The 20,437-nt window shown below is 53.8% G+C and carries 19 protein-coding genes; 2 read left to right on the top strand and 17 right to left on the bottom strand.

Annotated features, from left to right (window positions below):
• Positions 1 to 206 precede the first annotated feature (206 nt).
• Complete coding sequence (locus tag D7X94_RS01185; RefSeq protein WP_120425853.1) at positions 207 to 1,727, top strand: NAD(P)H-hydrate dehydratase; 1,521 nt, start codon at positions 207 to 209, stop codon at positions 1,725 to 1,727.
• A 193-nt stretch (positions 1,728 to 1,920) separates the two neighbouring features.
• The gene (locus tag D7X94_RS01180) at positions 1,921 to 3,492 is read left to right on the top strand and encodes a putative ABC transporter permease (RefSeq protein WP_120425852.1); all 1,572 of its coding nucleotides are present in this window, start codon (positions 1,921 to 1,923) and stop codon (positions 3,490 to 3,492) included.
• Between the two features lie 443 nt (positions 3,493 to 3,935).
• On the opposite strand, the gene D7X94_RS01175 is transcribed toward D7X94_RS01180, so the two are convergent.
• The 17 genes from D7X94_RS01175 to D7X94_RS01095 all read right to left on the bottom strand — a co-directional run bounded on the left by D7X94_RS01175 (position 3,936) and on the right by D7X94_RS01095 (position 20,435).
• Entirely contained in the window at positions 3,936 to 6,014 is a 2,079-nt protein-coding gene (locus D7X94_RS01175; RefSeq protein ID WP_120426013.1) for a glycogen debranching protein, read from the bottom strand.
• A 340-nt stretch (positions 6,015 to 6,354) separates the two neighbouring features.
• Positions 6,355 to 7,629 (bottom strand): EAL and HDOD domain-containing protein, encoded by a 1,275-nt coding sequence (locus tag D7X94_RS01170; RefSeq protein ID WP_120425851.1) that lies wholly within the window; start codon positions 7,627 to 7,629, stop codon positions 6,355 to 6,357.
• A 10-nt stretch (positions 7,630 to 7,639) separates the two neighbouring features.
• Positions 7,640 to 8,578, bottom strand: coding sequence for a chemotaxis protein (locus D7X94_RS01165; RefSeq protein ID WP_120425850.1), 939 nt, complete (start codon positions 8,576 to 8,578; stop codon positions 7,640 to 7,642).
• A gap of 27 nt (positions 8,579 to 8,605) precedes the next feature.
• Positions 8,606 to 9,055, bottom strand: coding sequence for a chemotaxis protein CheD (locus D7X94_RS01160; RefSeq protein WP_243111069.1), 450 nt, complete (start codon positions 9,053 to 9,055; stop codon positions 8,606 to 8,608).
• Positions 9,056 to 9,086: 31 nt separating this feature from the next.
• Positions 9,087 to 9,713, bottom strand: a complete 627-nt coding sequence (locus D7X94_RS01155) for a chemotaxis protein CheC (protein WP_199714975.1) — start codon at positions 9,711 to 9,713, stop codon at positions 9,087 to 9,089.
• Positions 9,714 to 9,735: 22 nt separating this feature from the next.
• Positions 9,736 to 10,464 (bottom strand): flagellar hook-basal body protein, encoded by a 729-nt coding sequence (locus D7X94_RS01150; RefSeq protein ID WP_120425848.1) that lies wholly within the window; start codon positions 10,462 to 10,464, stop codon positions 9,736 to 9,738.
• 14 nt (positions 10,465 to 10,478) lie between these two features.
• Positions 10,479 to 11,240, bottom strand: a complete 762-nt coding sequence (locus D7X94_RS01145) for a flagellar hook-basal body protein (protein ID WP_120426011.1) — start codon at positions 11,238 to 11,240, stop codon at positions 10,479 to 10,481.
• Positions 11,241 to 11,343: 103 nt separating this feature from the next.
• Complete coding sequence (locus D7X94_RS01140) at positions 11,344 to 12,129, bottom strand: sigma-70 family RNA polymerase sigma factor (protein ID WP_120425847.1); 786 nt, start codon at positions 12,127 to 12,129, stop codon at positions 11,344 to 11,346.
• Positions 12,126 to 14,222, bottom strand: coding sequence for a flagellar biosynthesis protein FlhA (gene flhA / locus D7X94_RS01135; RefSeq protein WP_120425846.1), 2,097 nt, complete (start codon positions 14,220 to 14,222; stop codon positions 12,126 to 12,128). The genes D7X94_RS01140 and flhA overlap by 4 nt, the downstream gene beginning before the upstream one ends.
• A gap of 71 nt (positions 14,223 to 14,293) precedes the next feature.
• Positions 14,294 to 15,358, bottom strand: coding sequence for a flagellar biosynthesis protein FlhB (flhB, locus tag D7X94_RS01130; protein WP_120425845.1), 1,065 nt, complete (start codon positions 15,356 to 15,358; stop codon positions 14,294 to 14,296).
• A gap of 51 nt (positions 15,359 to 15,409) precedes the next feature.
• On the bottom strand, positions 15,410 to 16,186 hold the full coding sequence (locus D7X94_RS01125; protein WP_243111067.1) for a flagellar biosynthetic protein FliR: 777 nt from the start codon (positions 16,184 to 16,186) through the stop codon (positions 15,410 to 15,412).
• A 4-nt stretch (positions 16,187 to 16,190) separates the two neighbouring features.
• A complete protein-coding gene (locus D7X94_RS01120; RefSeq protein WP_120425844.1) occupies positions 16,191 to 16,448 on the bottom strand; it encodes a flagellar biosynthetic protein FliQ in 258 nt (85 codons plus the stop codon).
• Between the two features lie 57 nt (positions 16,449 to 16,505).
• On the bottom strand, positions 16,506 to 17,180 hold the full coding sequence (fliP, locus tag D7X94_RS01115) for a flagellar type III secretion system pore protein FliP (protein ID WP_243111065.1): 675 nt from the start codon (positions 17,178 to 17,180) through the stop codon (positions 16,506 to 16,508).
• A gap of 10 nt (positions 17,181 to 17,190) precedes the next feature.
• Complete coding sequence (gene fliO, locus D7X94_RS01110; RefSeq protein WP_120425843.1) at positions 17,191 to 17,589, bottom strand: flagellar biosynthetic protein FliO; 399 nt, start codon at positions 17,587 to 17,589, stop codon at positions 17,191 to 17,193.
• Positions 17,589 to 17,954 carry a response regulator gene (locus D7X94_RS01105; RefSeq protein WP_120425842.1) on the bottom strand — a complete coding sequence of 122 codons (366 nt, stop codon included), beginning with the start codon at positions 17,952 to 17,954 and terminating at the stop codon, positions 17,589 to 17,591. Before D7X94_RS01105 ends, fliO begins: the two co-directional genes overlap by 1 nt.
• A 215-nt stretch (positions 17,955 to 18,169) precedes the next feature.
• Positions 18,170 to 19,426: a flagellar motor switch phosphatase FliY gene (gene fliY / locus D7X94_RS01100; RefSeq protein WP_120425841.1), complete on the bottom strand. Its 1,257-nt coding sequence runs from the start codon at positions 19,424 to 19,426 to the stop codon at positions 18,170 to 18,172.
• Positions 19,416 to 20,435, bottom strand: coding sequence for a flagellar motor switch protein FliM (locus D7X94_RS01095; RefSeq protein ID WP_120425840.1), 1,020 nt, complete (start codon positions 20,433 to 20,435; stop codon positions 19,416 to 19,418). Before D7X94_RS01095 ends, fliY begins: the two co-directional genes overlap by 11 nt.
• Positions 20,436 to 20,437 lie beyond the last annotated feature (2 nt).

The following is a 20,437-nucleotide window of genomic DNA, read 5'->3' as shown; positions in this document are numbered from 1 at the left end:
CCAGGGGCCTAACGCCCCTGGACCGCGCAATGTGTTGAGGCTAGGTGAAAAGCATTATAAAACGTTCACGACGAGCAAAGCGAGGAGTGGGTAAAAGTTTTTGAGACTTACCGAAGGTAACGGCTTAAACTTCTTTTCAAAAAGTTTGGCGGGGTGTGGGCCGCGCAGGCCCACGACCTTGCCGTCCACCAAGAAAGGAGCGCCCAATGAAGCTATTCTCCAAAGAGGAAATGCAAAATCTGGAGGCAGCCGGAGCTCGTTTTGGCGTCAGCCTGGAGCAGATGATGGAAAACGCGGGAGCCGCCCTGGCCCGGGAGGCCCAGGAGCGCTGGGGGCCTCTCTCTGGGAAGGGGGTGGTTCTACTCTGCGGCCGGGGAAACAACGGCGGGGACGGCTTCGTCTGCGCCCGGATTCTTTTTGAGGAGGGGGCCCGGTGTGCTATCGTGCTGGTGCAGGGGCTGCCCAAAACCAGCCTCGCCCAGCAGGCTTTCTCCCGGCTGCCCCCCACCGTCCAGGTGATCGACTGTGTCAAAAACTCCTCCCTGGCCGGTCCGGCTCTGTCCCCCTGCGCCCTGGTGATCGACTGCCTCTTCGGCTTCGGCTTTCACGGGAGCCTGGACCCCCACTGTGCCCGCGTCCTCGCCCTGGCCAACGCCCTGGGCTGCCCCCGGCTGGCCGCCGACCTGCCCAGCGGAACGGAGTGTGACACCGGCCGGGCGGACCCCGGCAGCTTTCGGGCCCAGGTCACTGTGGCCTTCACCGGGGAAAAGCCCGCCCATCAGAGCTATCCCGCCAAGGAATTCGCCGGAGAGACCGTGGTCCGGCAGGTGGGTCTGCCTCCCGCTCTGGTAGATTCCGCCCAGACCGGGGCCAGCCTCACCACCCTGGAACAGGTGCGGGCCCTGCTCCCCCGCCCGGACGTCCAGACCAATAAGGGCAGCATGGGTCGTCTGCTCCTGGTCTGCGGGAGCTACGGCATGGCCGGAGCCTGCATCATGGCCGCGCGGGCCGCCCTGCGCTCGGGCGTGGGGTTGGTGGACATTGCCGCCGACGCCCGGATCTACTCCCTGCTGGCCCCGGCGGTCCCAGAGGCGGTGTTCACCGTCCTGGACCTGGAGGATCCCCAAGCCGCCGCCAGCCGCCTGGAATCCGCACTGCAAGCGGCCACCGCCTGCGCGGCGGGCTGTGGGCTGGGTGCCCTGGCGGACCTCCTCTGCCCCATCCTCTTCTCCCAATGCCGGGTCCCCTTGCTGCTGGACGCGGACGCCCTGAATCACTGCGCACGCTCCGGCTTCCCCCTGAAGAGCCTAGGCGTCCCCCTGCTCATCACGCCCCATCCAGGAGAAGCTGCCCGGCTTACCGGGCACTCTGTCTCGGAAATCCAGCGCGACCGCATCGGAACGGCCCGGCTGCTGGCAGAGATTTCCGGGGGCACGGCTCTGTTAAAGGGCGCGGGCACTGTCATCGCCTCCCCGGAAGGAAGGCTGGCTCTGAACTCCACCGGTAATCCTGGCATGGCCAAGGGAGGCAGCGGCGACGTGCTGACCGGAATCACCGGCGCGCTGATGGCCCAAGGGCTTTCGCCCTTCTCCGCCGCCCAGGCCGGGGCCTTTCTCCATGGCCTCTGTGGGGATCTCTGCCGGGACGCTCTCTCAGCCAGATCCATGCTGCCTACGGATGTGATAGAGTATTTGCCGGAAATATGTAAGAAAGTTGAAAGAGGATAACCCCTTTACAACCCTATGATATTCTGATAAAATAATTCTTAAAGCCTATCCTGAAATAAGACGTGTGCAAATTGCGCTGTCAGATTTTGCGCCAGAACGCACAGATTGCGCGCAGTCAATCTCGCGATTGACAAGTGAAAGCTGTGTGCGGGCTATTTGGGGATAGGCTCTTAATCTGCGGGGAGGGGCTTTTATGGCATATACCTATTTATCTTGCTTTTTTATCTATGCTTTTCTAGGGTGGTGCGGTGAAGTGGTCTATGCCGCCGCTATTGAGAAACGCTTTGTAAACCGGGGCTTTCTCAACGGTCCCGTTTGTCCCATATATGGTCTGGGCGTTGTGCTGATCGCCTTCTTCATGCGCCCTTTTCAGGGAAGCCTTGCCGCGCTGATGATCGGCTCTATGATTCTTGGCTCCGCCCTGGAGTGGGCTGCCGGATATCTACTGGAAAAGATTTTCCGGCAAAAATGGTGGGACTATTCCAATGAGCCCCACAACCTGAACGGCTATATCTGCTTGCGCTTTTCTGTTCTGTGGGGCTTTGCCGGGGCCGTTGTGGTGCGTTTTGTGGTACCCGCCACCAGCCATCTGGTCAATCTCATTCCCAGGCCTATGGGCTGGGGCCTGCTGGCCGTTCTGTCCGGGCTTCTGCTCTCCGATTTGGTCGTTACTGTGGTTGCCATCATTGGCCTGAACCGCAAGCTGAAAATGCTGGAATTTGTCTCTGAGCGGCTGAGGGTGGGTTCCGATAAGCTAGGAGAGGATCTGTTCAGGCATACCGCCTCTGCCCATAAGCGGGCAGAGGTCCTACAGATGGACGCGGAAAAACTCCGGGAGAAATACGAGCAAAGCCTGCGTTCCAACCTGCTCCACCGCCGCCTGCTCAAAGCCTTCCCCGACCTGCGCTCCCTGCGGCATAACGAACAGCTGGAGGCCCTGCAGGAAAGCCTGGACGTATTCCGCCGCAAGTCCAAGGACGCCATCCGCCGCCGGAACGAAGCCGCCGAGGCCGCCTACGAGGAGCATCTGGCCCCCGGCCAGGAGAAGCCCTTCGCCTACCTGATCTGCTACGAGAAGCTCTTCTGGATCTTCATGGCGGGCAACGTGGTGGGCTGGTTCCTGGAGACGGTCTACGCCCTGATCATGCCGCCCCACCACTTCGAGCTGCGGGTCAGCGTGGTCATCGGGCCCTTCATCCTGGTCTACGGCTTCGGCGCGGTGGCCATCACCCTGTTCCTGCGGCGGATGTACAACCAGCGGGACGTGCTGATCTTCATCACCAGCATGGTGGTGGGCGCCTCCTTCGAGTACCTGTGCAGCCTCTTCCAGCAGGTGGCCTTCGGCTCGGTATCCTGGGAATATAGCGACTCCCTGCTGAACGTGGGCGGGCGCACCAACCTGATGTATTCCGTGTTCTGGGGTGTGCTGGGCCTGGTGTGGGTGAAGGACCTGTATCCCATTGTCTCCCGCAAGCTGGAGCAGGTTCCCAAAAAGCTGGGCCGCCCCCTGACGGTTGTGTTCACTCTGTTTATGGTCTTTGACATTGCCCTGTCCGCGGGGGCGGTTTTCCGCCAATACGAGCGGATCAACGAGGTCCCCGCCACGAACTCCCTTCAGGCCTTCTTTGACTGGGTATATCCCGACGAGGTCCTCCGGGTGATCTACCCCCATATGCAGTTTGTGGGCAGGCCGGAGCCTCCCGCCCAGCTCTTCACCGAGGAGGAGGTCCTCTCCACCCATATGAGCCGGGAGCTGGTGCCCTGACGGTAGCTGTGTGTGAAAATATTTTTTTAAGTATTGGAAGGCCTCCGGCGGCTCAGGGGCTTTTCTCACCTGCCGGTTCGGTCGGCGACGGGAAATCGCCACTGGCGATTGTCGCCCCCTGAGAACCCCACCACCTTTTGAAAAAGGTGGACGAAAACTTTACCCTGGTTAGCTATGTGCGCCCACGAGACACTTTGCGCGGTCAAGGGGCGGGGAAGGTCTCCAGTGGAGACCGTTCTGACCCGACCGAGTCGGCAGACGAGACAGGCCCCTGGCCGGCTGAGAGCGTCCGCACCCAGCTTGGCAGAGTTTTCCGCAGGAAAACTCATGACACACCGCGAAACCCAGCCTGATCATTTCGTCTCGCTTGGCGCGGTGTGCCGGAGGCCTATTCACACTCAAAAAAATCCTGGCCTCTTCTGGAAGCCAGGATTTTCTCTTACTTATTTCCCCACGAATATCATCACGGAGCGTGGCCCGATCTGGAACGTGCGGCCCTCCATGTGCCAGGGGGTCTGCTCGGAAGTCCAGGTGTTGGCCGCCAGCTCCCACTTCATGGACTGGGGCAGCTCCGGCAGGGTCACCGTCAGTTCCTCCCAGTAGGCGTTGGAAGCCACGTACACGGCCTCAGAACCTCCCGTGCGTTCATATCCGGCAAACATGACGCCAATGTAATGTTCATCGCTTCCAAAGGCCCCCTGATGCCAGGGCGTCACCCCGTGGAAGCTCACATCCGGCAGGCCCATGGTTCCATCGCTGAGATTCGTGCGCAGGACCCGGTGTTTTTTTCGGAAAGCAATCATGTACTGGAAGAAGGAAAACATATCCCGATACTGCTCCAGCCTTCTCCAGTCCAGCCAGGAGATCAGGTTGTCCTGGCAATAGGCGTTGTTGTTGCCGAACTGTGTATTGCAAAACTCATCTCCCGCCAGGAACATAGGCGTCCCCCGGCTGCACATCAACAGCGCAAAGGAATTGCGAATCATTCGCCTGCGCAGGGCATTCACTCCAGGATCCCCTGTCTCCCCCTCTGTCCCACAGTTCCAGCTGTAGTTGGTCCAGCAGCCGTCGGTGTTATTCCAGCCGTTGCGCTCGTTGTGCTTCTCGTTGTAGGCGAACAGGTCGTACATGGTGAAGCCGTCGTGGCAGGTGAGGAAGTTCACCGAGGCGTTAGTGCGGCCGGAGGCCCCGTAGATGTCCCGGGAGCCCGCGATGCGCTGGGCCGCGGTCTGGGCCGAGTTCCCGTCGCCCTTGATATAGCTGCGCATATCATCCCGGTACTTGCCGTTCCACTCAGCCCAGCGGTTCCAAGAGGGGAAGGTGCCCACCTGATAGAGTCCGCCGGCATCCCAGGCCTCGGCGATGAGCTTCACCCCGCCCAGGATGGGGTCGAATGCCAGAGACTGAAGCAGAGGCGGCTTATCCATGGGGGAGCCATCTTCGTTCCGGCCCAGGATGGAGGCCAAATCAAAGCGGAAGCCACTCACCCGGTACGTGGTAACCCAATAGCGCAGGCAGTCCAGGATCATCTGGTGGACGATGGGGTGGTTGCAGTTCAGCGTGTTGCCGCATCCGCTGAAATTGTAATAGTACCCCTCTGGGGTGAGCAGATAGTAAATATTATTGTCAAACCCTTTGAAGGAGAAGAAGGGGCCCTGTTCGTTGCCCTCGGCCGTATGGTTGAACACCACGTCCAAATAGACCTCTATACCGTTTTCATTTAGCTCCCGGATCAGTCTTTTCAGCTCGTTGCCTTCCCGGTTGTGCTCCGTGGTGGCACTGTAGCTCGTATTGGGCGCAAAAAAGCTCACCGTGCTGTAGCCCCAGTAATTATAGAGCTTTTCTCCGTTATTTTCCCGGTAATCCTGCATCTCGTCGAACTCGAAAATAGGCATCAGCTCTACCGCGTTCACGCCCAGGGATTTGAGGTAGGGGATTTTCTCCCGCAGGCCCTCAAAAGTGCCCGGATGTGCTACCCTGGAAGAGGAGTCTTTGGTAAAGCCCCGCACATGCAGTTCGTAGATTACCAGATCCTCCATAGGGATCAGCGGCTGGTGAAAGTTTCCCCAATCAAAGTCATCCTTTACCACCCTGGCCTTATACTGCTGCATTCCCGGCTGGTTCTCCCCCCAGTCCCGCTGGCCGGTAACCGCTTTGGCATAGGGATCCAGCAGGACCTTGCTTCTGTCAAAAATCAACCCCTTTTTGGGGTCATAGGGCCCGTCTACCCGATAGGCGTACTCGAACTCCGCGATGTCCAGCTTGAACACAATCATGGAGTAGACATTGCCGATTTTATAGGGCTCCGGAAATGGGATCTCCCCGTAGGGCTCCGCCTCTCCCGGATGAAAGAGCACCAGGGAGATGCCGGTGGCGCCGTTGGAGTGCACGGTGAAGTTCACGCCGCCAGGGATGGCCGTGGCGCCGTTGATCTCATAAAAGCCCGGTCGGATGGAATAGGTCACGCCGTTGCACTGGATAAAGTCCAGAGGCACCAGATGGATATTACTGGGCAGTTTCATGCTGGCCAATGCGTCATTTTTGTCAAGGGCCTGGGCATCCAGCGCGTGTACAGATGGATTGTTTTCCATGGATATCATCCTTTCTAGAATGGTATAGGTCTTGCTCCGCTATAATTGATCATTTTTATTATACAACAAATTCTTTTATCTTCATATTGTCGCGCTTTCCGCACGCTCCTAATTCAGGCCAACCGTTTCCCCCTGTGCATTTCCTTTCTCCGGTGGAAATGCCGCAATCCGTCCTTGTGGATACGATAGGAATCAGAAAGAAAAAACGCCCCCAAGCGGGGACGTTTCTTTCTGACAGTTACATACAAAAGGCGTAAAATTCTTGCCCCGCTCAGCTTTCCGCCTTTTCCACAGATACCTCCGCTGGGGAGCAAATCTGTTTCCATGTTTCATTCACTGACTCGGTGCAATTAAAGTAGATATTCGTCAATGTATAAGCCGGTACACCCAAAGATTGCGCCTGAACGGTAATCTGGTTCCAATCCGCCTGCTCATAACTCAACACCAAATTAAAGAGTTCACCGCAGCGGCCCTCACGCTTCAAAATGGCATTTTTGATCTCGTCCGCAATCGGCACTGTGGAGAGAATCTCTTCTAAGGGGGCGTCAATCAGATAATTCAAGGTAGAGAACATTCCCATCAGGTACGCCTCAGACCGGGTAATCGGCAGGTCCTTCACATAGTTCATTAGCTCGCTGCAAAAGCTGGCACGCATAAAGGACATCTTCAGGAATTCCTCGGCAGATTCGTCAATTTCATTGTTGGCATTGGTAGTGCTCAGCAGGTAGATCCATTGCTTCAACTGGGCAATTCCCAAAGTGACGATTGCCTGGCGAATGGTAGTCACCTTATGCTTTGTGGTAAAATACGCAGTATTTGCCACACGCAGCAGGCCATAGCTCAAGGTCGCGTCCATGGAGATAATCTGCTCGATCTCCTCCATATCTGGCTCTTCCCGGACAACCGCCACCATCAATCGGAAGAAATTACTCTGCATATACCCGCTGGAGTGGGCCTTTGTCGCCAGCTTCTTTGCCACATAGGGCCCCTCCAAACCGTCTACACCCACATCGATAGCCCTTTTATACAGCTCCTCATCGCCAATTTCTGTGGCGATGACTTTCTTATTCATGCTCCGGGCCAAGTCAATGATATTGGTAATGGTGCGTTCATTGGTGGTCCTAAAGTTCAGCTTGATATAATCAATATAGTCAATCAGAGACAGATATCGAGGCGCAAACTGAAATTCATTCACGGCAATCTTATAGCCGTCCCGGGCATACTGCTGTACGAATCGTAGCGCAAGAGGATGGATCACCACGCTGTCATCAATCTGAATAATCAAATTATCCTTGGGAAAAAGCGCGGGGGTCTTTTTCATCAGCAGTGTAGTGGTAAAAGTCATAAAATGGACTGTATCTTTCAGGGACTTCTCCATATTCTGCATGAGAAAACTATATACAGTATCTGCCACGGCAAATTCATTGGCTCCGCTTTCGTCGCTGTTCCCATATGCCTGGTTTTCCCCGTAATACAGAATTTCATACGCTACAATCTGATTCTGAGTATTCTTAATCGGCTGCCGGACGATATACCTTTCTCTCATGGTCCTCTCCTCACACAGCCTGTTTGGCCTTTTCTTCTTTCTTTACCAACAAAGCATCCATCACGTTTACCAAACGGCCGATTTCCGGCTTGCTCATTTGTTCATCCGCGCCCAGCTCTTTCCCTTTAATGCGCATTTCTTCGCTAATCAGTGATGAGAATATAATGAGCGGGATATGCTTCATCTCCGGGTCGTCCTTTACCAGCTTTGTCAGCCGGTGGCCATCCATCTGAGGCATCTCAATGTCCGTGACGATCAGCGCCGCATTCTCATCCAGCGTGTTCTCTTTCTTACAAGCGGAAAGGAATATCCACAGATCGTGGCCATTGGGGAACATTCTCAGATTCGTGTAGCCTGCTTTTGTCAGGGACTCCTTAATCATATGAGAGAGCAGAATGGAATCTTCCGCAATCACAATCGGCCTGTTATTCCGTTCCCGGGGGCCAAGAGCATCGATCTCACTGATCTTGATGGAAGTCTCCGGAGCAATCTCCGCCACAATCCGCTCAAAGTCCAGAATCGTCACCAAATCGTCACCGCACTGGGCAATGCCGGTTGCCACGCCATCATTCCCACCGTTAATGGTGGTATCCGGCTTCTGAATGCCTTTCCAGGAAATGCGGCTCAAGGCCTCCACCGTATGTACCCGGAACGCCACGGTCATCTTGTTAAACCCGGTGAGGACGAACATATCCTTTTCCTTGGGCTCATAATTGGCGCTGCCCAGAAAACGGGGAAGATTGATCACTGTGATCACTTCATCCCGGGGCTTGAAGATTCCCTCCACCGCCTCATGGGTATGGGGCATAAATTTCACCGGCTCGGAAATGGTGATCTGCCGCACCTTCGCCACGTTAATGCCGTATAGCACGCCATCAATGGTAAATTCCAGAATCTGAATTTCGTTCGTGCCCGACTCCAGCAGGATCTCGTCCCTCATAATGTCCATCTTTCCTAACTCCTTTCCTGTTTCAGCCTACAGCACAATATCCGGCTTGCCGTAGCTTTTGATGGTTGCCTTGCCTGTGGTAGGATCAAACGAGAGGGTCCGAGCCACTGAACCGCCCACGTCCTCCGCGATCAGACGAATATTTTCCGCTCGCAGCACCTTATGTACGCTTTCTATGTTTCTCTGTCCGATATTTCCCAGACTGCCTGACCCGGACACGGCGAACATCTTTGCGCCTCCGGCTACCTTGGCCACAATTCTGGGCCGCCTTGCCCCCTTTGCCTCCATCTGTTTCAATGTCTCGCGAATCCCGGTGTCGGCGTATTTCATCGTGTTCTTCCGTCCGGTCTCCATATTCAGAGGCAACATAATGTGGATCAAGGCAGCCAGCCTTACATTGGGGTCAAAGAGACAAATACCGCAGCAGGACCCCAGCGCATACGTAATTAGTTCATTGCCTGCCTGCGTCATTTTCATGTCCGCAATCCCTATCACTAGTTTAGAACCACTAGTCATCTTCCACGCCCAGCTTTCTCAAAAGGAAATTGAGTGACCGAATGTCGGGAGAAAGGATCAACCGGCAGGGAAGCTCATGCCCGTCGCAAGAAAAATTTCCCCCGATGGTCATCAGATAATCAGTCTGTCCACCATACTCAGCCATGGGCACGGTCAAAATGGCACCCTGCATATCCACCGTCAGGCTGGGTACGGTTAATTCTACTTTCAGCCCAGCCAAGCCGGACAGGGCGTTAATAAAAGTAGATATCATAATGTTCCCTACCTCCAGCAGGGCGGACCGCTGCAACTCGTCCAGCTGTCCATAGTCCTCAATAGAGTTTGAGAGCATACGATCAAGAATAATATTGATAAACTCCAGCGGCTGAACGGAAAGCATAATGCCATTCAGCTGGCCTCCAATGTGAACCAGTACACCTGCGGTGACGGATTCCGGACCGCCAATCCAATCTATGGCTTCATTATACTCCATAATGCGCACTTCTGGCAGAGTAATGCGCACAGGACATCCCAGCATTCCGGACAGAGCTGTCGCGGCATTGCCCGTGCCAATGCTGCCGATTTCTCTCAGCGTGTCAATCTCCAGGCTGCTCAGCTCTTGGTAATTCTTAATAACCATTCTAGGTCCCTCCACCAAAAACTTATCTGCGTAAATCGTTCACCGTGGTTTCAATTTCATCAGAGGTCTGGATCATCTTCAGCGCATACGTAAAGGAACGCTGGGATTCAATCACTTTTACCAACTCGCCGCCCAGGTCCACATTGGAATTCTCCAGATATCCCTGCACCAGCTTTCCGCTGCCTACCCGCAGCTGGCCGTTCTTTTCCACCGGCACAAACCGGTTGTCTCCAATATGCTGCATTCCGTTGGTATTGACAAAATCGAAAATGCCCACCGGCAGCTCCGCTTTCTGATCCGTCACCTCAATCAGCTGGCCGTTTCTGCCAATGACAAACTGGCCCAGGCCGTCTGAAAGATACCATTTGGTTTCCAGCTCCCCGTCCTGTCCCTGCAGCATATACTGGGACATGGTAAAGGAGCCGTCCCGGGTGTAGCTATAATTCCCGGTAGCCGGATCCCAGAGGGCAAAGAAACCGTCTCCCTCAATGGCGTAGTCCATGGCCCGGCCTGTATCCGCCAAGCCCATGGCGCTGAAATCCGTATCCGCAGTCACCATGTAAGCGCCGGTGCCCCGGGGCATCTCCTCCTGCTCGGCGCCCTGAATGTATCCGTACATCAAATCGGAAAACACGGGCTTTTTCGCCTTGAAGCCATAGTTGTTCACATTGGCGATGTTGTTTCCGTGAACATTCAGCCGCACCTGCTGCTGCCATGCGCCTACTGTGGCCGTATAGAATGATTGATTCATGTGCCCTCACTCCTTTACTGCAATCTGCCCAGATCGTCAGAGGCATGGACCATCACCTGGTCATAGATTTTGGTCAAAGTGGCCGCGCTTTGATAGGCCCGCTGGGTCGTTATCATCTTTGCCATCTGTTGTACCAGCCCCACATTGGAACGCTCCAGCATTCCATGATGCACCCGGGTGGGCTGCACCTGGGGCTGGGGGCCGCCAGCCGCTGTGAACATCCCCATAGGATCTCGCTCTAAGCCATCGGTATTCTCAAACACATACACGCCAATCTGCCCCAGAAAGCCGCCGTTTTTTGTGTAAATCCTGCCATAATCGTCCGTCGTGATTTTATCCGTGGTAAGCAGAATTTCCTCTCCGTTCACATCCAGAACCCGGCCATGGTCTGGCAGGCCAAGATACCCCTCGTCGTCCAGGGAAAAATCGCCCGCCCGGGTGTACACCACGCCGCCTTCTGTCTGAATGGCAAAAAAGCCGGTGCCGTCATCTTCAATCGCGAAATCCAGAGGCATACCCGTCTCGTCAAAGCTGCTCTGGCTGAAATCCGTATACAATTGGCTGGGTACAGTGACATAACTCTGGTTGCCGATGTCGATGTACTCCTTGTCCTTGTTGCCCACCCGGCTGAACATGACCTCATCGAAAGTCTGGCCTGTAAAGGTATCAGCTTTAAAGCCTGTAGTGGCTACATTGGCCATATTATTGGAGATCACATCCAAGTGCTTTCCATGGGTAATCATCCCGGAAGTCAAATTATAGAAGCCTTTAAACATAGCTCTATCCCCCATCCAAATGAACTCATATTGATTATATCACCTTTTCCGATTTTTTGCACTAGGAAAAGTGAAATTCTTTCAGAAACTTTTCTCCGTCCCCTTACTCCCCGCCGTGCAGGTATTTCTCCAGAATAATTTTTAGCTTTTGCACCGCTCTGGCATGGATCTGAGAAACACGGGGCGGCGTAATATCCATCACTGTGGCAATATCCTTCATCTTCAAATTCTGCTCATAATAAAGGGATAACACAAGCTGCTCGTTCTCCTTCATAGAGGCAATGGCTTGGGTCACAATTTCTGTCAGTTCTTCATTCATCAGCGCCTGTTCCGGAAGCCCGGCTTCATCCTCACCTTCAGGACCGGCCGGCCATTGATCAATACTTTCGAACAATTCGTCAAGGGAGAGGATATTATGCAAAGAGGCGTTGGACATAGCCTCTTGGTACTCCTCCATGGAAAATCCCAAATAGTGGGCGACTTCCTCGTCTGTAGGCAGTTTCCCCGTGGCATTATACAGCTCTGTCATTGCTTTTTCAATCCGTTGCGCGCGCTGGCGCACGCTTCTGGGAACCCAATCCTGCTGCCGGGCCAGGTCCACAATCATCCCCCGGATACGCTTGGCTACATACATTTCAAAGCGCCCTTTTTCCGGATCAAACTTATCCACCGCGTCTGCCAGCACAATCAGGCCCTCATTGATAATATCGTCCAGCTGGGTAAAGCTGCAAAACACGCCTCTGATCTGCAAGGCAATGCTCTTGATCAGCCCCGTATACCGCATGGCAATTTCCCATTTTAATTGCTGGTCCCTGCTTTGACGATATTCCTGAAACAGCTCGTTGGTGGTCATTCCTTCGTAATTCCGCTCTTTGGGGGCAGCACTCATGAGCCCACCGCCCTTCTAACCGTGGGCTGCTGCAACGTAATGTTTCCTAGAGATTGTATCTGTACGGTGCCCACAATTTCGCTGAAGGAGAGCACGTAAAGGTTGTTGAAATACTGAGAGAGCAGCCGGCTCAGGTAAATACGTACCACCTGGCTGGTAAGCAGAATAGGCGACTGGCCCAGCTCGGCAAATTTCGGCATATGTTCCGCCAGCTGCGTAATCAGAGCCTGGATCAAGTCCGGTTCCATCGCTAAGTAGATGCCATGCTCGTTTTTGGTAAGGGAGGATACCACCCTGCGCTCCACTTCCGCGTCCAGGGTAATGGCGCGCAGCTGCCCGTCCTGACAGAACCTCCGGGTAATGGTACGACTCAGAGCATTGCGCACGCTTTCGGTAATGAGATCCGGGTCTCGGGTAGTGCCCATGGCATCCACCATGGTCTCCAGAATCGTTTGCATATCCCGGACAGGAATCCCCTCCATCAAAAGATTCCGCAGAACCTTTTCCAACAGGGCGTATGAAATCACACTGGGGCAGGCCTCCTCCACCAGTTCCGGAGAGGTCCGCTTCAAGTTCTCCACCAGCTGGATGGTTTCTGTGCGGGTAAGCAGCTCATAGGCATGCTTTTTGATGGTTTCAGAAAGATGCGTCAAGATTACCGACAGGGGGTCAATGACCGTGTAGCCATAAATCTCCGCCATCTCCTTGTTCTCTGGGAGAATCCACCGGGAGGGGATGCCATAGGCCGGCTCTACCGTCTCAATGCCGTCGATTTCACCCAAGGGCTTGGAGGGCTCCAGAGCCAGATAGTAGTCCACCAAAATCTCCCCTTTGGCGACCTCCTCGCCTTTGATCCGGATGGTATACTGGTTCGTCCCGATCACCGAGCTGTCATGCATCCGCACCGTCGGTACCACAAAACCCATTTCCTGGGCATATTGCCGGCGGAAAATCACGATGCGGTTGATGAGCTTGCCGCCGCTGCCCTCATCGACCAGAGGGATCAGGCTATAGCCCACTTCCATCTCAATAGGCTCCACAGTCAGCAGGGAATACACATTGCTGATATCCTTGTAATAATCGGCTTCTGTGGGGGCCGCTTCCGGCGCGATTTCCTCCGGGGCGGCCGCCATCGCCAGCTCCATCTCCCGCTGGGCCTGCATCTTCCGGTTGAGGAAAAAGCCCAGTGTGAAGAGCACCACTGCCACGATCACCAGCGACAGGTGGGGCGTATTCGGCATTATGGCCAGGAAAACCAACGCGGCGGCCGCAGTCATAATAGCCCTGGGCTGCGCGGTAAACTGGCGGACCACGTCCATATTTAAACTGTCGTCAGACACCGACCGGGTCACAATCATGCCTGTGGCGGTGGAGATCATCAGAGCAGGCAGCTGAGACACCAGGCCGTCGCCGATGGTGGCGGTAGAGTAGCGGGTCAGTACCTCGTTGATCTCCATGCCGCCCTGCACCATACCGATGATAATGCCGCCGATCAGGTTGATAGCTGTAATAATCAGGGACATTACAGCGTCGCCTTTTACAATCTTGGTGGCGCCGTCCATGGCGCCATAGAAGTCCGCCTCCCGCTGGATTTTTTCCCGGCGAGCCCGGGCGGTAGCTTCATCGATAAGGCCGGTGTTCAGGTCGGCGTCAATGGCCATCTGTTTGCCGGGCATGGCGTCCAGGGTGAACCGGGCGGCAACCTCGGCCACACGCTCGGCGCCTTTGGTGATGACGATAAACTGCACCATGACAATGATGAAGAAAATGATAAATCCAATCACCACATTGCCGCTGGTAATCAGGTCTCCAAAGGCCTTGATCACGTCGCCGGCATAGCCTTGATAAAGGATCTGCCGGGTTGTGGATACGTTCAAACCCAACCGGAACAATGTGGTAATCAACAGCAAGGAGGGGTAGATGGAAAATTCCAGCGTCTCCTTGATGTTCATGGTAATCAGAAGAATGACAATGGACAGGGAAATATTGATTACCAGCAATATGTCCAGGATGAAGGTGGGCAGGGGGAGAATCAGAAACAGAACGATTACTACAACTATCAGGGACACGCCGTTGTTTAAAATTCGTTTCATCGTCGTTCCTCCTTCCGTTTTCATGCAATTGTTCTATATTTTCTGGCCTGAAGCCCTTTAAAAGGGCGGCTCTAAGCCAGCTTATTGTCCAGTTTAAAGATGTATACCAAGACTTCCGCTACCGCAGCGTACAGGTCTGGGGGAATTTCTTGATTTACCTCTGTCTGGGCATAGAGGGCCCGGGCCAAAGGCACGTTTTCGATGACTGGAATCTTGTGTTCCTCACCTTTTGCCACAATTCTGGCAGCCAGCTCATCCTGCCCTTTCGCCAATACCACAGGGGCGGAATCCTCCCCTTGCTTATACCGCAGAGCCACCGCGAAATGGGTGGGGTTCCGGATGATAACGTCCGCCTGGGGCACAGCCTGCATCATTCGCTGCTGGGCCATGGCTCTTTGGATCGACTTAATACGCCCTTTTACCTGGGGGTCGCCTTCCGTCTGCTTATATTCCTCTTTGATCTCCTGCTTCGACATTTTCATCTGCCGCTCATGGTCCCACCGCTGGTAAAGATAGTCGAAAAACGCAATGGTGACAAAAGCCAAGCAGACTTGCAGGAGCAAACTGTAAATCGCGTCAAACAACGCTTGACAGGCGGCCGTTAAATCCGTGTACATGAACTTGCCCGCCACTTCCATCAAGTTCACAAGATTGTTGTAAATAAAAATGATTAAAATGGTAATCTTTATGAGCCCTTTCACTGCCTCCATGATACTATGCAGCGAAAAAAGCCGTTTAAAACCGTTCAATGGGTTTAGCTTGCTGAACTTTGGCCGGATGATCTCTCCCGCCACCAAAAACCGAGTCTGCGCAAAGGTTGCCGAAATGCCAATCAAGATCGTAACCAGAAGCATAGGACCCGCTGTCACCGCAAAGGTTTCAACGCCTTGAAACAGCGCGGCTCCTATATAGTCGTTTGCTGTGCTGGAAACAGCGGTTTTCGCATAGTCAAAACTGCGAAAAAAGAATTCGCTGATCTGTTTTACAAAAGTGGGGCCAATAAATTTCAGCATCACCACGCTGCCGATCAAAGTGGACACGGCAATGATGTCCTGGCACATAAGCACATTGCCTTTTTTGCGTTCATCTCTTCGTCGTTTTGGGGTTGCTTTTTCGGTTTTATCCTCTCCGGGCACCGCCGCCACCTCTTTTCCTGACTTTCTGCTTCAATGAAATGCGTTCGCTATCTAGCCGCCGCCCGACAAGGAGATCGCTTGTTCCACCTGGTAGAGCATATCGTTTTCCATCTGAAGCAGAAATTCGCTGAAAGGGCTGATTAGGAAAAACATCATTACAAGGCCGATAATCACTTTCATCTCAATATTGATGGCAAACACATTGATCTGCGGGATGGCTTTCATTAAAATACCCATGCCCACCTGGCCCATCAGCTCTGCCCCCAGCACCGGCAGGCACAGCTTAATTGCCAGCAAAGAGCAGTCTATGAAGGTCTGCGCCACCTTTTCCGCCACCATTTCTCCAAAGCTGGCTGTTCCAAAGGGCACCAGTCCCCCGGAATCCAGCATCAGGCGCAATAGCGTCTGGTGTCCGTTTGCCGTAAAGAAAATCAGAATGCTCAGGATATTTAAGACATTCCCCATGGGTGTGGACTGTCCCTGAAAGCTGGGGTCATACGTCCTGGCCATCGCCATGCCCATCTGCTCATCTATGATATGCCCTGCATAGGCGGGCACATACAGGAAAATATTCATCACCGTTCCGATCAAGAACCCCATAGCCAGCTCCAGCATGGATTTTACGGCAAACTCCAGAATCGTTCCAGGAGCGGCCGCTTCTCCGGCATAGACAGCGTTTACCGCAATGGAAAACACCAGAATCATCCCGGCCTTATAGTACCTGGGAATATTGTTCCTGCCAAAAAACGGAGTGAATAGCACAAATCCGGCCATACGCATCATGATATAAAGAAATAGCGTGAGGGCGTCCCAATTCAAGCCGTCCACAACGTCACCCCTTCATCACTTCGAACAGTTCCAGGGTAAATTCCTGCAGCGTGGACATCATCCAGCTTCCTCCCATCACCAAAAACAGCACCACTACAATGAGTTTCAGGATAAATGAAATCGTCTGCTCGTGAATCTGCGTGACCGCCTGCAAAATGGCTACCAAGACGCCTACCGTCATGCTCAAGAGCAGCATCGGCGCAACCATGCGGATCACAACGCCGATCGCGTCTCGAAACACATCCACAACCGGTAATTCCATTTTGCTGCCACCTCCTTAATCCTTTCGCTCACTTCTCTTTTTGTCCCCGCCCCTGCCTTAGTGAAACGTCTGCACCAATGTGGAAAACACCATCTCCCAGCCGTTAATGCTAACAAAAAGCAGCAGCTTGAAGGGGGTGGAAATCATGGAAGGGGGCAACATTACCATACCCATTGACATCAGCGTGGAAGCCACCACGATATCAATAAGCAGGAACGGGATGTACAGGTAAAAGCCGATTTCAAAAGCATGTTTCAGCTCTGTGGTAATGAACGCGGGAGTAACAATGCGCAGGGGCAGCTCCACTCCTTCCTCCTCTGTACTGGGATTGTCCACCCCAGCCAGATCACAAAACATATTGAGCGCGGAGGGCTCTGTATTCCGTAGCATAAACTCTTTTAAGGGAACCTGAGCCAGGTCAAAAAATTCATCCTGGGTGATTTCCTCGTTAATATACGGGGTGTAGGCCACTTCGTTTACCTGGTCGATAACCGGTCCCATGGTAAATAATGTCAAAAACAAGGCAATACCCACCAGAACCATGTTCGGCGGGGTTTGCTGTGTTCCCATGGCGTTGCGCAGAAAAGAAAGCGTGATAACATATCTGGTGAAGGAAGAGCACATAATCACCAGCGAAGGCAAAAGCGTAATCAGGGTGGTCAAAATAATAATTTCCAAAGCCTGCACGCTGTCGCCATTTATATTTATGATCCCGTCTATAGTATCAGGCAATCTATCACGCTCATTTCCGTTTCGGCAGATTCTCCCGCAAAATCTCCAAAAAGCTGGACGCCTGGGGGGGATCTCCCGTTTTTTGCAGCCAGCCGGCCGCCTCTTGCTCTGTCAGTTCGGTCAATACGCTGATTCCCCCGCCGGTAACTCCCAGCAGCAAGCAGCGTTCATGCACCCGCACCAGTACCAGGCGTTCTCCCTTGCCCAAACTGACCTGCCACAGGAGCTGGAGCTTTTCCCCGCCGGCCGCACCTCTGGCCCAGCCAGGCATACCGCGCTGGCCGATCCATCGGGTACACCAATAGGCCAGCGCCAGCACAGCTATCACAGTCAGCAACATCCCCAAAAGAGAGAGGACGTTCCCTCCCGTGCTGGCGCTGAAAGCCCGAAGCATTGCCGCACCTTTCATTAAGGCGCGCCAACAATAGATGTTACGGTTTTCATAATACGGTCCGACTTGAAGGGTTTTACAATGAAGTCTTTCGCCCCAGACTGGATTGCCTCAATTACCATGGCTTCCTGGCCCATGGCAGAGCACATCACAATATTCGCGGAGCTGTTCTTGGCACGCATGGCCTTCAATGCCTCCAGGCCATCCATGTTGGGCATGGTGATGTCCATAATCACCAGATCGGGGTTGATCTCAGAGAATTTCTCCACCGCGTCGGCGCCATCCACAGCCTCGAAAAGCTCTGTGTAGCCGTTCTTGGACAAGGTGTCTTTGATTACCTTGCGCATAAAAGCAGCGTCGTCAACCAGTAAAATCTTTGCCATAGTCTTTCATCCTCTTTTCAATAATGATTTGCTCTTGCAGGCCAAGCAGCGCAGAGTCAGTTGTAAACCTTCGAGCAGGCGGATTTTTGCCCGATCTGGCGGGACAAGAAGCAGTTCCTTTCCGTCTCAAAGTGCCCTGCCGCAGGCAAGTTCGCGGCATAGATCGACCTGTTGCCGAACATAAACCCGGCTTTTCTTCGGTTTTCAATCAGACCCTAAAGCTGCTGTGCAATTTCCTCTATGCCGGGCTTCTTCAAAATTTCCGTCACCCGAATGCCGAAATTGTCATCTATTACCACCACATCGCCCCGGGCAATGCATTTCCCGTTGACGAACAGGTCTACCTGATCTCCAGCCAACTTATCCAGAACCACCAGCGATCCCTTAGAGAAGGACAGAATTTCCTGAACCCGCTTTCTCGTGCGGCCAATCTCCACAGTAACCTCCAAAGGCACACCCATAATCAGGTCCAGATTCTGCGACTGCTCCCGACTGAGCTCCTCGCCATTTTCCAGCTTTGGCATGGGCGGCGGCGTGGTGCTGATCACCTTGGGCTCTGGCTGCGGGGGATAGTAGGGATAGCCCGGATAGGGCGGATAATAGGGGTAGCCCGGATAGGGCGGCTGCATTCCCTCCTGTCCAGGCTGCGCCTGCATTGGGGGCATCGCCATAGGCGACATAGCAGGCTGCTGTACCGGCATGGAAGGAACGGCCGGCTGTTCCGGCTGGGGCGCTGCCGGAGAAAGACTGCCCGCCATGAGCTTCTCAATTTCCTCCTGGCTTAGCTTTCCTCCACTCTCCCCACCAGAGGCGGCGGCAGGCTGGGGAACCGGCTCGGGTGCCGGCGGCGGGGGCGCAACTGCCTCTTCCTCGTCCTCCTCTAGTCCAAAGCCAGCTACCAACTCTTTCGCCAAATCCACGGAAATTACATTCATAAACTCGCTTTGCAGTTGGTCCTCAATGCTAAGAGCAAATCGAACCACCACAATGGGGCCTTCTTTTACAGGCATCCGGTCCCGCTTCATGGACTCGATGTCGTATACATCAAAAGTTTCCGGAGTGGAAATATTCACCACCCGGCCCAAAAAGTCTGACAAAGCCGTGGAAGCCGCGCCCATCATCTGGTTCATTACTTCGCACACAGCGCTCAGGCTTAGTTCGTCCAGCTGGAACTCATCCAATGGAGTGTCCGTGCCCATCAGAATGTCCACAATCACCTTGATATCACTCATGCGCAGCAACATCAGATTGCTGCCGTCCAAACCGGAAACATACTTGATTTCTACGCCCACTGCCGGTTCAATGTCTCCCAGCTCGAAATCCTTAACATCTACAATCGACACCGTCGGCGTGGTGATGTCCACCCGGTGGTCCAGCAAATTGGAAACCGCCGTAGCTGAAGAGCCAAGACTGATGTTCATAATTTCTCCGATAGCGCTCAGCTCCATTGGTTTGAAAACATTATTGTTCATTTTGTATTCTGCCCCTTCCACCGGCGTTATGGTATACATCTTTAATCTTCACCGCCAGCTTTTTATCGCTGACTCCCATCAATCCGTTAAACCACCGTTGGCCGCCAACATACAGGTTCAGCGCACTGTCCTTCTTTTGGTTCAGGTCAATCACATCCCCCACGTTCAGCCGGTACACATCATCCAGCCGCAGGGTGGTTCGGGCCAGTTCCGCCCGTATTTCCAGAGTGGAGTCCCGCAGATGCTCGAAGATCTCCTCCTGATGTTCCACGCTGTTGATTTTCTTCGCGGGATTTCCAGCGTTGATCTGGGTGAAAATGTCCATCAGGATTTCCTCTGGCAGCACAATGCTGACACTCCCCTCCACATTCGGGAAGCTCATCTTCATGTCAACCAACACCACCGTCTCTTCCAGCCCAATAAGCTGTACAAGCGTGGGGTTGTTTTCCACTCGGCCGAACTCAAAATCCAGCTGTATGTAGTTCTCCCAGGTCACGCCCATTCTGGACACGAAATCTTGCAAAAGCACCTCATACAGCTTCAGATCCAGCTCGGTGTATACATAGTCATCCGGAAGATTATCCACATCCCCGCTGCCGCCTGTCATACGGTCCATCATGCTCACCATAATGGGAGCCGAGGCATACAGCAGCACAGGCGTCTCTCTCTGCTCACCGTCCAAGACCAGATGAGCGGTGGTCAGCACGGCATTATCCATCAAGGCGTTGGAGAACTCATAGTAGCGCTGTTCCTCCACAGATTCCACGCTGATTTCACAGGTGGTATGGACAAGGCCATTGATTCTGGTGGTCAGCACCCGGGAATAGTTGTCGAAAATGCTGTTGAGCATCTTCAGCCTGTCTTTTGTGAATTTCCGCGGCGTGCTGAAGTCGTACTTTCTATACTTCTTTTCCGGCTGCTTTTCTTCCTCAGCGGGCTTGTCGTTCCCGCCGCTGTTCATGGAATTCAGCAGGGCGTCTATCTGGCTTTGTGATAATACCTCTGGCATTA

The organism is Acutalibacter sp. 1XD8-33, from assembly GCF_003612555.1.
Lineage (GTDB): Bacteria > Bacillota > Clostridia > Oscillospirales > Acutalibacteraceae > Acutalibacter.
Note: the sequence above shows the minus strand (reverse complement) of the source record. Positions and strands in the feature narration are given on the sequence as shown.

What these genes read in the sequence shown, in the direction of transcription:
- D7X94_RS01185 (WP_120425853.1), top strand. Translation starts at nt 207, where the DNA reads ATGAAGCTATTCTCCAAAGAGGAAATGCAAAATCTGGAGGCAGCCGGA.
- D7X94_RS01180 (WP_120425852.1), top strand. Translation starts at nt 1,921, where the DNA reads ATGGCATATACCTATTTATCTTGCTTTTTTATCTATGCTTTTCTAGGG.
- D7X94_RS01175 (WP_120426013.1), bottom strand. Translation starts at nt 6,014, where the DNA reads ATGAAACTGCCCAGTAATATCCATCTGGTGCCTCTGGACTTTATCCAG.
- D7X94_RS01170 (WP_120425851.1), bottom strand. Translation starts at nt 7,629, where the DNA reads ATGAGAGAAAGGTATATCGTCCGGCAGCCGATTAAGAATACTCAGAAT.
- D7X94_RS01165 (WP_120425850.1), bottom strand. Translation starts at nt 8,578, where the DNA reads ATGGACATTATGAGGGACGAGATCCTGCTGGAGTCGGGCACGAACGAA.
- D7X94_RS01160 (WP_243111069.1), bottom strand. Translation starts at nt 9,055, where the DNA reads ATGAAAATGACGCAGGCAGGCAATGAACTAATTACGTATGCGCTGGGG.
- D7X94_RS01155 (WP_199714975.1), bottom strand. Translation starts at nt 9,713, where the DNA reads ATGGTTATTAAGAATTACCAAGAGCTGAGCAGCCTGGAGATTGACACG.
- D7X94_RS01150 (WP_120425848.1), bottom strand. Translation starts at nt 10,464, where the DNA reads ATGAATCAATCATTCTATACGGCCACAGTAGGCGCATGGCAGCAGCAG.
- D7X94_RS01145 (WP_120426011.1), bottom strand. Translation starts at nt 11,240, where the DNA reads ATGTTTAAAGGCTTCTATAATTTGACTTCCGGGATGATTACCCATGGA.
- D7X94_RS01140 (WP_120425847.1), bottom strand. Translation starts at nt 12,129, where the DNA reads ATGAGTGCTGCCCCCAAAGAGCGGAATTACGAAGGAATGACCACCAAC.
- flhA (WP_120425846.1), bottom strand. Translation starts at nt 14,222, where the DNA reads ATGAAACGAATTTTAAACAACGGCGTGTCCCTGATAGTTGTAGTAATC.
- D7X94_RS01120 (WP_120425844.1), bottom strand. Translation starts at nt 16,448, where the DNA reads ATGGAATTACCGGTTGTGGATGTGTTTCGAGACGCGATCGGCGTTGTG.
- fliO (WP_120425843.1), bottom strand. Translation starts at nt 17,589, where the DNA reads ATGAAAGGTGCGGCAATGCTTCGGGCTTTCAGCGCCAGCACGGGAGGG.
- D7X94_RS01105 (WP_120425842.1), bottom strand. Translation starts at nt 17,954, where the DNA reads ATGGCAAAGATTTTACTGGTTGACGACGCTGCTTTTATGCGCAAGGTA.
- fliY (WP_120425841.1), bottom strand. Translation starts at nt 19,426, where the DNA reads ATGAACAATAATGTTTTCAAACCAATGGAGCTGAGCGCTATCGGAGAA.
- D7X94_RS01095 (WP_120425840.1), bottom strand. Translation starts at nt 20,435, where the DNA reads ATGCCAGAGGTATTATCACAAAGCCAGATAGACGCCCTGCTGAATTCC.